Raw genomic sequence first — 11576 nt, 5'->3', positions numbered from 1 at the left:
GCTTAAAGCATAGCACCGGGGAAGACCAGGTGCCTTTTTTGTTATTCAAAAAAGGTCCAAAACTTCCGGCGTTGTCACAATCAACACCAAAAATTTTAGACCCATAAAATGTCTCGGCTTTTTTATACGGAAAAATAAACACGAACATTAATTTAAAAATAAACGAATAACGTTAGCAAAACCGGTTGAGGCGTTCGAAATTCTGTGCTATATTTTGGCTATCAAATGAAAGAGGTGACCAGCGTGCAAGTGGCGATCGTCATGGGCTCAAAATCGGATTGGCCGACCATGAAAGTAGCAGCAAAGCAGTTGGAAGAACTGGCGATACCTTACGTGAAACGGGTGATCTCAGCGCACCGCATGCCAGATGCGCTCGCAGCATTTGCCAAAAATGCGGCAACAGAGGGAATCGCTGTGATCATCGCAGGTGCAGGCGGCGCCGCCCATTTACCTGGAATGCTCGCGGCAAACACTCTGGTGCCGGTAATTGGCGTTCCCGTTAAAACACGAACATTAAACGGCGTCGACTCGCTTTTATCGATCGTTCAGATGCCGGCCGGGGTGCCAGTGGCGACAATGGCCATCGGTGAGGCAGGGGCGGCCAATGCGGCACTCTTTGCAGCCGCCATGCTAGCGGGTAATGATCCGGCCCTTCTGGCGCGGTTGACCGTGTTTCGTGAAGCCCAGACCAAGGCGGCAGAAGAAAGCGAGGCGGCGCTCGATGATTGAGGCAATCATTCCGCCTGCGACGATCGGCATCGTTGGCGGCGGCCAACTTGGCCAAATGCTGGCACAGGCGGCAAAAGAAATGGGGTATCGCGTGGGGGTGCTTGATCCCACGCCAGATGCACCGGCAGGGCAGGTCGCCGATTTTCAGCTGGTCAACGATTATGATGACCGCGATGCCTTAATGCGGCTGGCCAAGGCGGCAGATGTCCTGACGTATGAATTTGAAAATGTCGATCTGGCGGCGCTTGAGGCGGCAAAAAAGTATGCGGCCTTGCCACAGGGGACAAAACTGTTGGCACTCACCCGGGATCGTGTTCAGGAAAAGACGACGTTGCGCGAGCTGGGCATTCCCACGGCGGCCTTTGTCCCGGTGCCGGATGAGACGCATTTGATCGAAGCGATTCATGAGATCGGCGTCCCGGCTATTTTGAAGACGACCACAGGTGGTTATGACGGGCATGGCCAAGTGGACGTGAACGGGCCGGCTGATGTCGCAAAAGCGCAGGCTTTGGCTGCTAAGACCCCATGCATTTTGGAGGAGCGCCTGAGCTTCACGCGCGAGTTGTCTTTGATGGTCACCCGCGATGGGCAAGACCGAGTCCGCTGTTTTCCAATTGTCGAAAATCGGCACGCGCAGCATATCCTTCACACCACGATTGCCCCGGCGCCGCATCTGGATCCTGCGCTTGGCCGGCGCATCGAGGAGATGGCAGGCCGCATCGCCACGGCGCTAGACCTTCGCGGGGTGCTTGGCATCGAACTCTTTGAAACGACGCATGGCGTGGTGGTCAACGAGCTGGCACCAAGACCGCATAATTCGGGTCATTATTCCATTGAGGCCTGCAATTTTTCCCAGTTCCAGGCGCATATTTTAAGTATCTGCGGCTTACCGATTCCGCCAATCGTTCAGCGGGCGCCCGCGGTGATGCGCAACCTGTTGGGCGCGGATCTCACTGCGGCGCGCCAGCAGTGGTCGCAGCATCCTGAGTGGCATTTTCATGATTATGGGAAAGCTGAGATCAGGCCCGCACGAAAAATGGGCCATTTGACGGTGACAGGGCTCGACACGATGAACCTGCTTGATGCAGTTCGATTGGAGGACGAAACGCGATGAAACGGATGGCACTTCGTTACACAGGTAAGGCAAAGAAAATGTACGAGACGGACGACCCTGACGTGCTCTGGGTCGAATACATGGACCAGGCGACGGCCCTCAACGGCAAGAAAAAGGTCCACATCGATGGCAAGGGTGCGGTGAATCGCCGTATTTCTGCCATGTTGTTTGCGGAGCTGACCGAAACCGGTGTGCCAACGCATTACCTCTCCGCGCCGGATGAGACGACGATGCTGGTCAAAAAAGCAACGATGCTGCCGCTGGAGGCGGTCGTCCGCAATTTTGTTTCCGGCTCCTTTGAGCGGAAGTTCGCGTTGGCGCACCTACTGCCGCTGACTCCAGCCGTTCACGAATTTTATTTCAAATCCGATGCGCTGGATGATCCATTCATCAACGACGAGCAGATCATTGCCCTCAAGATCGCAGACGCGGCCACGCTCAAGCAGGTACACGCCTTGTCCGACACGGTCAATACGTATCTGACACGGCGCTTTGCGGCGATCGGCATCAAGTTGGTCGACTTCAAGTTGGAATTCGGTCGCCTGAGCGACGGGACGTTGGTCTTGGCCGATGAATTGTCGCCGGATAACTTCCGGTTGGTCGATGAGGCGACAGGTGAGTCGCTGGACAAGGATGTCTTTCGAAAAAACGAGGGGCCACTGACCCCGGTGTATGAGGAAGTCTTCGCTCGGTTGCAGAAAGGAGTCCAACATGTTTAAGGCCAAGATCTTTGTCAATTACAAGCCGTCTGTCCTGGATCCCAAGGCTGAGGTGATTCAAAACACTCTGGCACGGCTGGGCGATGACAACGTGCAGCACGTGCTGGTCGGCAAGTATTTTGAATTGCTGCTCAGCGGGGATGAGGCGGCGGTGCGAGCGCAGGTCGATCGAATCTGTGACACGATGCTGGCAAATATCAATACGGAGTCCTACCGGTTCACCCTTGAGCCTGTGAGCGACGGGGCGGTGACCGAATGAAGGCGGCGGTGCTGAGTTTTCCAGGCTCCAACTGCGATACCGACATGACTTGGGCGATCGGCGAGGTTGCCGGGCAAGACGTTCAGCTTGTTTCTGCCCAGGCGACCTCGCTGGCTGGGTTCGATTGCGTGGTGGTTCCAGGCGGTTTTTCCTATGGGGATTATCTGCGAAGCGGCGCGATCGCCAAATTTGCGCCGATCATGTCAGCGCTCAAAGATTTTGCGGCGGCAGGCGGCTTTGTCCTCGGAGTCTGCAATGGGTTTCAGATCTTGACGGAGGCTGGGCTCCTGCCTGGGACACTGCAATGGAACACCTCGCTTCAATTTATCTGCCAACCGACGCCCCTGATCGTGGCTAATGCTCGCACCGCATTTTCCACGGCCTATTCGGAAGGCCAGCAGATCACGCTGCCGATCGCGCATGGCGAAGGCAATTATTATGCGGATGACGCGACGCTGGCAGACCTTGAGAAAAATGGCCAGGTGGTGTTCCGCTATGCGGAAAATCCAAATGGCAGTCGAAACGACATTGCCGGGCTGACAAACGCCCGCGGCAATGTTTTAGGCATGATGCCTCATCCGGAGCGCGCAGTCGAGACGCTACTCGGTGGTACTGATGGCCTTGGCGTTTTTGACTCTCTGATCAACGCGATGAAAGGAGCACCTGCCGATGTTGCAACAAGAACTTTCGCCTGACCAGATTGCGACCGAAAAGCCTTATTTGGGGCTCGGGTTGAACGAGGATGAATACGATCGTCTGACCGAACTGTTGGGCAGGCGTCCGAATTTCACAGAGGTCGGCTTGGCAAGCGGGATGTGGAGTGAACACTGTGCCTACAAATACTCCAAGCCGGTGCTGAAGACGTTTTGGACCAAAAACGACCGCGTCCTGATGGGGCCTGGCGAAGGCGCTGGCGTCATTGATATCGGGGAAGGTAAGGCCGTTGTGTTCAAGGCGGAGAGCCACAATCATCCCAGTGCGGTGGAGCCTTATCAAGGCGCTGCGACCGGCGTGGGCGGCATCATCCGCGATATTTTTTCCATCGGGGCAAAGCCGATCGCCCTGCTGGATTCACTGGCGTTTGGCGACCCCAAGGATTCGCATGTGCGGCAATTGATCGACCAGATCGTGGCTGGCATCGGGGACTACGGCAATGCGATCGGGATTCCGACGGTCGGCGGGGAGACGCGGTTTGCGGATAGTTATGCCCGCAACCCGCTGGTCAACGCGATGTGTGTCGGCGTGATGGATACCGACGCGATTCAGCGCGGCAAGGCAGCCGGCGTAGGGAACGCCTTGGTCTATGTTGGGGCGAAAACAGGCCGCGACGGCATTAATGGCGCAAGCTTTGCCTCGGCCGAATTTTCCGATGAGGAGGCGGCGAATCGCTCAGCGGTTCAGGTCGGCGATCCATTCATGGAAAAGTTGCTGATGGATGCCTGCCTTGAAGTGACCCGCGAACACCAAGACGCGCTGGTCGGCATGCAGGATATGGGGGCGGCCGGGCTCGTTTCCTCCAGCGTCGAAATGGCGGGCAAAGCCAATTCCGGCATGACGCTTGACCTTGACCTGATTCCGCAACGCGAGCCCGAGATGACGCCGTTTGAGATCATGTTGTCCGAATCGCAGGAGCGCATGATGCTCTGCGTGAAGGCGGGACATGAGGACGAGATCGTCGCGCTATTCAAGCGGTATGACTTAGACGCTGTTGTTTGCGGGCGCGTCGATGAGGGGCACCAATACCGACTTTTGCATCGCGGCGAATTGGTGTGCGATGTGCCGGTGGCTGTTTTGACCGACGAGGCGCCGGTCTATCACCAAAAGGGCGTTCAACCTGCACGCCTGCAGCAGCCGGCGCCTGATTTTGAGCCAGGGGCGCTGTCACTGTTGTCGACCCTGCGTCAATTGTTAGCGGATCCTAATGTGGCTGACAAAAAGGCAATCTATCGGCGCTATGATGCGCAGGTGCAGACAAATACGGTGCTTGGCCCCGGGGCAGATGCCGCCGTTGTGCGGGTACGCGGCACGCACCGGGCGCTGGCGATGACCACCGATTCAAACGGTCGGTATCTGTATTTGGATCCAGAGATCGGTGGGGCGATCTCAGTTGCCGAAGCCGCCCGTAATTTGGTGGCGACGGGCGCCGAGCCGCTGGGCATCACAGACTGTTTGAACTATGGTGACCCGACAAAGCCGGAAAGCTTCTACTCACTGGCTGAATCAGCCAAGGGCATCACGGCGGCTTGCAAAGCCATGAATACGCCTGTGATCTCCGGCAATGTGTCGCTGTACAACGAGACCAATGGCGAGGCAATCTATCCGACCCCGATGATCGGGATGGTCGGGCTGATCGAGGATCTTTCGACGATCACCACGCCGGCTTTCAAACAGGTCCGCGAGCTGATCTATGTGATCGGCGAGACTGGGCCAGATTTCAACGGCTCCTTATTGCAACAAGTGACCACAGGCGCGGTTGCCGGGGCGCTTGCCCCATTTGACCTGACTCAAGACGCGGCCACCCAGCGTCGGCTCTTGGCGGCGATTCGGCAACATCTGGTCACCGCCGCCCATGATGTGAGCGATGGCGGACTGCTGGTCGCATTGAGCGACATGGCGATCGCCGGCGGATTAGGGGCAAAAGTGGATCTGCCGCTACCTGCAAGCTGGCTGTTCAGCGAGACTCAGGGCCGCTTCATTGTGACCGTTGCGCCTGAAAACCAAGTCGCGTTTGAGTCTGCAATGGGGGATGATGCCCATTTGACCGGCGTCGTTCAACCGGCAGTGCTGACTGTGGCAACAAATGACCAGACCCTGACCGTGCCAGTTCACGAATTGGCCACCATCAATGAGGAGGCCTTGCCATGTCTACTGAAGTGACCGCAACCGGGACTGCGCCGGAAGAGATCAAAAGCCTGAATGAGGAATGCGGTGTTTTTGGGGTCTGGGGCGATCCACATGCGGCTGAATTAACGCATTTGGGGCTCCACACCCTGCAGCATCGCGGCCAAGAAGGCGCCGGCATTGTCGGCAAGACCCCAGAAGGCCTGCGTCGGCATTATGGCTTTGGCTTGGTGGCGGAGGTGTTCGCTCAGCCGGCTTCCCTGCAGCAATTGCGTGGGGATGCCGCATTAGGGCATGTGCGTTACGCGACGGCTGGCGGCCGTATTTTGGAAAACATTCAACCGCTGCTGTTTCGGTTTACCGATTCGGCGATCGCCCTGGCGCATAACGGCAATTTGACCAATGCAGCGTCATTGCGCGCTCAGCTTGAGGCCAATGGGGCGATCTTTCAGTCGACCAGTGACACCGAAGTCTTGATGCATTTGGTGCGGCGGAGTCCTGCCTCGACCTTTATCGGCCAGTTGAAGGCGGCGTTGAATCAGGTCCATGGTGGGTTTGCCTTCGCGATCTTGACTGAAAGCGGCCTTTACGCGGCGGTGGATCCCAACGGCTTTCGGCCCTTAGTGGTCGGCCGGCTCCCAAGCGGCGGTTATGTCGTTTGCAGTGAAACGGCGGCGCTGGTTGCGGTTGGCGCAACTTTTTGCTTCGATGTTGAGCCGGGTGAGTTGGTCGAGATCACGGATGCCGGTTTGGTGCGGGATCATTTTACGACCCAGACCCAACTGGCGGTGTGTTCCATGGAGTTCATTTATTTTGCCCGCCCGGATTCCGAGATTCATGGCGTCAATGTCCATCTGGCCCGTGAAAAAATGGGGCGGCGCCTTGCTCAAGAGCAGCCGATCGATGCGGACATCGTGGTCGGTGTCCCGAATTCCTCACTTTCGGCCGCGCTGGGCTATGCGCAGGAAAGTGGCATTCCATATGAGCTTGGGTTAGTGAAGAGCCAATACATTGCCCGTACGTTCATCCAACCGACTCAGGCGCTGCGTGAGCGCAGTGTTCGGCTCAAGCTCAGTGCTGTACCGGCAGTGGTTGCAGGCAAACGCATCGTGTTGATCGATGACTCGATCGTGCGAGGAACCACGGCGATTCAGCTGGTCCAACTGCTCAAGGATGCCGGGGCCAAAGAGGTGCATCTGCGTATCGCCAGTCCGCCGCTGCGTTTCCCATGTTTTTATGGCATCGATATTCAGACGACAAAAGAATTATTTGCGGCTAATCACAGTGTCAGTCAGATGAAGGCGATTCTCGGCGTCGATTCGCTGGGCTTTTTATCCGTCGCCGGCCTTGAAGCCAGTATTGGACTCAAGACCACCGCGCCGAATGGTGGCCTTTGTGTCGCCTACTTCACTGGCGAATACCCGACGCCGCTGGATGATTACCAGCCGCATCTGAGTGAGGAACTGAGTCATTTGGCAATCAATATCGCGGAGGTGTCAGCGTGACGCATGATTATAAAAGCGCAGGGGTCGATATCGCAGCCGGCGATGAGGTTGTTTCGCGCATTGCGCCGCTTGCCAAAGCCACGCAAAACGACCAGGTGCTGGCCGGACTGGGCGGCTTTTCCGCGGCATACCGCTTGCCGCATGCCAAAAAGCCGGTGATGATGGCGGCGACGGACGGGGTCGGCACCAAATTACTGTTGGCGCTTCAATGTGACCAGCATGACACCATCGGCGTGGACCTTGTCGCAATGGTGGCCAATGATCTGCTGGCTGACGGCGCCACGCCGCTCTTTTTCCTGGATTACCTAGCGACGGATAAATTGTTGCCGGCCCAAGTCGAGACAGTTGTGCGCGGCATCGCGTATGGCTGTTCGCTGGCCGGCATGGCGCTGATTGGCGGGGAGACGGCCGAGATGCCGGGGATGTATCCCCAGGGCCATTATGACCTGGCTGGGTTTGCGGTCGGGCTGGCCGAGGCGGATGCGATCTTGCCTCAAGGGGTCGCGCCAGGGGATGTGTTGATCGGCCTGCCGAGTAGCGGCGCCCATAGTAACGGGTACTCACTGATCCGGGCGTTGCTGGCGGAAACGGACCTCGACGCAAGGCCGTTGTCGGATGGCACCGAATTGAAAAATGCGTTGCTGCGTCCCACGACGATCTACGTCAAGGAAGTGCAGCCGCTGATCGCCCAAGGCCTGATTCATGGCATCGCGCACATCACAGGCGGCGGTTTCACCGAAAATGTGCCGCGCATGCTGCCGTATGACTGCGCCGCCGTGCTGACGGAATGGGCCTGGCCGGAACTGTTTCAGCGCATTCAAGCGGCCGGGGATCTCAGCTTGGTCGAGATGCGCCGCACCTTCAACCTGGGGTATGGCATGGTACTGGCGGTCGCGCCAGAAAATGCGGCGCGGATCCAGGCGGCCTTGCCGCATAGCCGCCTCCTTGGGACGGTTCAGCATCGCACGCAGGACGCGGTGGAATGGAGGCAAGCATGACGACGCGCTTGATTGTTTTTGCCTCTGGGACAGGCTCTAATTTTGAGGCGCTGGCCGAGTATTTTGCCGACCGCCCCGATGTCGCGCTCGTCGGTCTTGTTTGCGACCACAAAGCCGCGCCGGTGTTGGCCAAGGCCGAGGCGGCACACGTGCCGACGATTCTGATCGACTATCGCGCCTACCCGACCAAAGCGGCAGCGGAAGCGGCGCTGGTGGCGCGGTTACCTCAGGCGGATGGGCTGGTGCTGGCCGGCTTCATGCGCATCATCGGCCCGACGCTGTTAGCCGCTTTTCCCGAGCGCATCATCAACTTGCATCCGGCCCTGCTTCCAAGTTTTCCGGGGCGTTCCGGCATCGCGGATGCGTTTGCCTATGGCGTCAAAGTGACCGGCGTAACGGTGCATTTTGTGGATGCCGGCATCGATTCGGGGCGCATCATTGCCCAAGAGCCGGTGCGCATGCGGCCGGATGACACGTTGGCCACCCTTGAAACACGGATTCATGAAGTAGAGCACCACCTATTGCCGACAACTGTGGACCACCTCATTGAAAAAGGAGTGTTTTGACTGTGAAACGTGCATTGCTTAGTGTTTCTGACAAAACGGGATTGACGGAATTTGCCGCCGGGCTTTTGGCGCGAGGCTTTGAACTGGTCTCGACGGGCGGCACCAAGAAAGTGCTCGAGGCAGCCGGTTTGGCGGTGACAGGCGTCGATGAGGTCACCGGGTTTCCGGAGATGCTCGACGGCCGCGTGAAGACCTTGCATCCACGCATTCACGCCGGCATCTTGGCGAAGCGCGACGAGCCTGCGCACATGGCGGCGCTCGCGGCACATGAGATCACCCCGATCGATGTGATCTGCGTGAACCTCTATCCATTTGCTGAGACGATTCAAAAACCAGATGTGACCCGTCCCGAGGCAATCGAGCAGATCGACATCGGCGGCCCGAGTGCCCTGCGTGCGGCCGCCAAAAACAGCGACAGCGTGTGGGCCGTGGTGGATCCGGCCGATTACGAAGCCGTGCTGGCCGGCCTCGATGCCGATGATGCCGCGCTTCGCCGCCAGCTTGCTGCGAAAGTCTTTGCGACGACCGCGGCCTATGACGCCCAGATCGCCGCGTACCTGGATCCCGAGCCATTTCCTGCGACTTTTACCCCAACGTATGTGAAGAAGCAGTCCTTGCGCTATGGTGAAAATAGTCATCAAAACGCGGCCTTTTATGCCGTTCCAAATCCTCCTAAGGCTTCACTGGCAAGCGGCACGCAGCTGCATGGCAAAGAGTTGTCCTACAACAACATCAAGGATGCGGATGCGGCGCTGGCGATGGTCAACGAATTCAGCGCCCCGACCGTGGTTGCTGTGAAGCACATGAACCCGTGCGGAATCGGGGAAGGCGAGACGATCGAGGCGGCCTGGGACAAAGCCTATGAGGCCGATCCGATGTCGATTTTCGGTGGCATCATCGCCTTGAATCGCCCAGTTGATCTGGCTACCGCTGAAAAGATGCACGCACTGTTTTTGGAGCTGATCATGGCCCCGGCGTTTGACGATGATGCCTTTGCGGTGTTGGCGAAGAAGAAAAATGTGCGCCTGATTCAGATTCAACTCAGCGACACCCCGAACGTCCCGCATCTGGAGACTGTTTCTGTGCTGGGTGGGTTGCTTCGCCAGGAAAGTGATGCGGCAATCGAAACGGCAGCGGATCTGACTGTCGTCACGAAGGTGCAGCCAACGCCTGATCAGATCAAGTCGCTACTTTTTGCGCAACAGGTCGTCAAGCATGTGAAGAGCAATGCAATCGTGGTGGCAAAAGATGGTCAGACCCTCGGCATTGGCGCAGGGCAAATGAACCGCATCGGCTCCGTTGAACTGGCGCTGACCGAAGCCCAGCAGAAAAAGAATTTTGCCGGCGCGGTGATGGCCTCGGATGCCTTTTTCCCGATGGATGACTGTGTCGAATATGCCGCCAAGCATGACATCAAGGCGATCATTCAACCCGGTGGCAGCATCAAGGACGCGGATTCGATCGCCATGGCGGACCGTTACGGCATCGCGATGGTCACGACCGGCGTGCGGCATTTCCGGCACTAGGCGAAAGGAAGGCAAACATGGTCAATGTGTTGATCGTCGGCAATGGCGCGCGAGAAAGTGCCCTGGGCAAAGCGTTCTTGGCGGCGCCTGAAGTGGATCAGGTCTTTGTGGCGCCGGGGAATGCCGGCATGCCGCTATTGGGGCTGACCACCGTACCGGTCACGGAAAATGATCAGGCCAGCTTGATCGAATTTGCCCGGCAGCATGTGGCCCTGACCTTCATCGGCCCTGAAGCGCCACTTGCAGCGGGCATTGTGGATGCTTTTTCCCAGGCGGGGTTGCCTGTTTTTGGGCCGACCCAGCAGATCGCGCAACTGGAAAGCTCAAAAGAGTTCGCCAAGGCGTTCATGGCGCGGCACCAGTTGCCGACCGCCCAGGCGACGCTCGTGCATTCGCTTCAGGAGGCGCAAGCGCAATTGGCCAAGGGTGGCGTGCCCGTCGTGATCAAGGAAAACGGGTTGGCCGCTGGCAAGGGGGTCACCGTGGCCCTCGATCTGGTCACCGCCAATGCGGCACTGGCCAAGGCCTATGCGGATAATCCCTATGCGGCTGTGTTGCTCGAGGAATATCTGAGCGGCGAAGAGGTCTCGGTGATGGCGCTCTTCAATGGCATGAGCCGCGTGATCTTGCCGCTTTCGCAGGATCATAAGCGACGCTTCGACCATGATGAGGGGCCAAACACGGGCGGCATGGGGGCATATTCTCCTGCGCCTCAGTTTTCCCAGGCACAACGAGATCAGGCCCGCGCGCTGGTCGACCAGACCTTGGCCGGCATGACCGTGGATGGGCTGTACGGCTGCGGGGTGCTCTACATTGGCCTGATGTTCACCGCGGCCGGGCCGAAAATTCTTGAGTACAACCTGCGCTTTGGCGATCCGGAGACCCAGGTGTTGCTCCCACAGATTCAAAACGATTTTTACCAATTGATCCAAGACCTGCTTGCGGGCAAGCAACCGACGCTCCGACTGGATGGCCAGACGTATTGTGGCGTCGTGGCGGTGCATCCAGGCTATCCAGAAGCGACGCGGCCCAGCGTTCCAGTGGTTCTCCCGGATGCGCACCAGCGCACGTGGTGGGTTCCCGCGGGGGTGGCGCGCGGGGCGGATGGCCTCAAATCCAGTGGCGGGCGCATCTTCACCGTTATTGGCGCAGGCGCAGATCTCGCGGAGGCCCAAGCCGAGGCCTATGCGCGCATGACCGCGCTGCAGGGCACGCTGGCGTGTCGCAGCGACATCGGTTGGCACGCGCTGGCCTGAATTAGACAAAAAAGCGATGACCCCATATCTTGTGGGACCATCGCTTTTTTTTACAAGCGTGCA

At 58.2% G+C, this 11576-nt stretch carries 11 protein-coding genes; all 11 read left to right on the top strand.

Translation table 11 applies throughout. The annotated features are described in order from the left end of the window. The first annotated feature begins 225 nt into the window (after window positions 1-225). The 11 genes from purE to purD are packed head-to-tail and all read left to right on the top strand — an operon-like array spanning window position 226 to window position 11513. On the top strand, window positions 226-729 hold the full coding sequence (gene purE / locus EKM95_RS01660; protein WP_125696096.1) for a 5-(carboxyamino)imidazole ribonucleotide mutase: 504 nt from the start codon (window positions 226-228) through the stop codon (window positions 727-729). After that, window positions 722-1843, top strand: a complete 1122-nt coding sequence (gene purK / locus EKM95_RS01655; protein WP_125696090.1) for a 5-(carboxyamino)imidazole ribonucleotide synthase — start codon at window positions 722-724, stop codon at window positions 1841-1843. Before purE ends, purK begins: the two co-directional genes overlap by 8 nt. Further along, window positions 1840-2562, top strand: coding sequence for a phosphoribosylaminoimidazolesuccinocarboxamide synthase (locus EKM95_RS01650; protein WP_125696089.1), 723 nt, complete (start codon window positions 1840-1842; stop codon window positions 2560-2562). Before purK ends, EKM95_RS01650 begins: the two co-directional genes overlap by 4 nt. After that, window positions 2555-2821 (top strand): phosphoribosylformylglycinamidine synthase subunit PurS, encoded by a 267-nt coding sequence (gene purS / locus EKM95_RS01645; protein ID WP_125696088.1) that lies wholly within the window; start codon window positions 2555-2557, stop codon window positions 2819-2821. Before EKM95_RS01650 ends, purS begins: the two co-directional genes overlap by 8 nt. After that, window positions 2818-3516, top strand: coding sequence for a phosphoribosylformylglycinamidine synthase subunit PurQ (gene purQ, locus EKM95_RS01640; protein ID WP_125696087.1), 699 nt, complete (start codon window positions 2818-2820; stop codon window positions 3514-3516). Before purS ends, purQ begins: the two co-directional genes overlap by 4 nt. Then, window positions 3491-5698: a phosphoribosylformylglycinamidine synthase subunit PurL gene (gene purL, locus EKM95_RS01635; RefSeq protein WP_125696086.1), complete on the top strand. Its 2208-nt coding sequence runs from the start codon at window positions 3491-3493 to the stop codon at window positions 5696-5698. The genes purQ and purL overlap by 26 nt, the downstream gene beginning before the upstream one ends. Further along, window positions 5683-7167, top strand: a complete 1485-nt coding sequence (purF, locus tag EKM95_RS01630) for an amidophosphoribosyltransferase (protein WP_125696085.1) — start codon at window positions 5683-5685, stop codon at window positions 7165-7167. Before purL ends, purF begins: the two co-directional genes overlap by 16 nt. After that, window positions 7164-8165 (top strand): phosphoribosylformylglycinamidine cyclo-ligase, encoded by a 1002-nt coding sequence (purM, locus tag EKM95_RS01625; RefSeq protein WP_125696084.1) that lies wholly within the window; start codon window positions 7164-7166, stop codon window positions 8163-8165. Before purF ends, purM begins: the two co-directional genes overlap by 4 nt. Continuing rightward, the gene (gene purN / locus EKM95_RS01620; RefSeq protein ID WP_125696083.1) at window positions 8162-8731 is read left to right on the top strand and encodes a phosphoribosylglycinamide formyltransferase; all 570 of its coding nucleotides are present in this window, start codon (window positions 8162-8164) and stop codon (window positions 8729-8731) included. Before purM ends, purN begins: the two co-directional genes overlap by 4 nt. A gap of 2 nt (window positions 8732-8733) precedes the next feature. Continuing rightward, entirely contained in the window at window positions 8734-10257 is a 1524-nt protein-coding gene (gene purH, locus EKM95_RS01615; RefSeq protein ID WP_125696082.1) for a bifunctional phosphoribosylaminoimidazolecarboxamide formyltransferase/IMP cyclohydrolase, read from the top strand. 17 nt (window positions 10258-10274) lie between these two features. Further along, window positions 10275-11513, top strand: a complete 1239-nt coding sequence (gene purD / locus EKM95_RS01610; RefSeq protein ID WP_125696081.1) for a phosphoribosylamine--glycine ligase — start codon at window positions 10275-10277, stop codon at window positions 11511-11513. Window positions 11514-11576 lie beyond the last annotated feature (63 nt).

Origin of the sequence: Lacticaseibacillus yichunensis (assembly GCF_003946405.1) — a bacterium.
GTDB lineage: Bacteria > Bacillota > Bacilli > Lactobacillales > Lactobacillaceae > Lacticaseibacillus > Lacticaseibacillus yichunensis.
The sequence above is the reverse complement of the archived record's forward strand: the minus strand, read 5'-3'. Positions and strand labels throughout refer to the sequence as shown.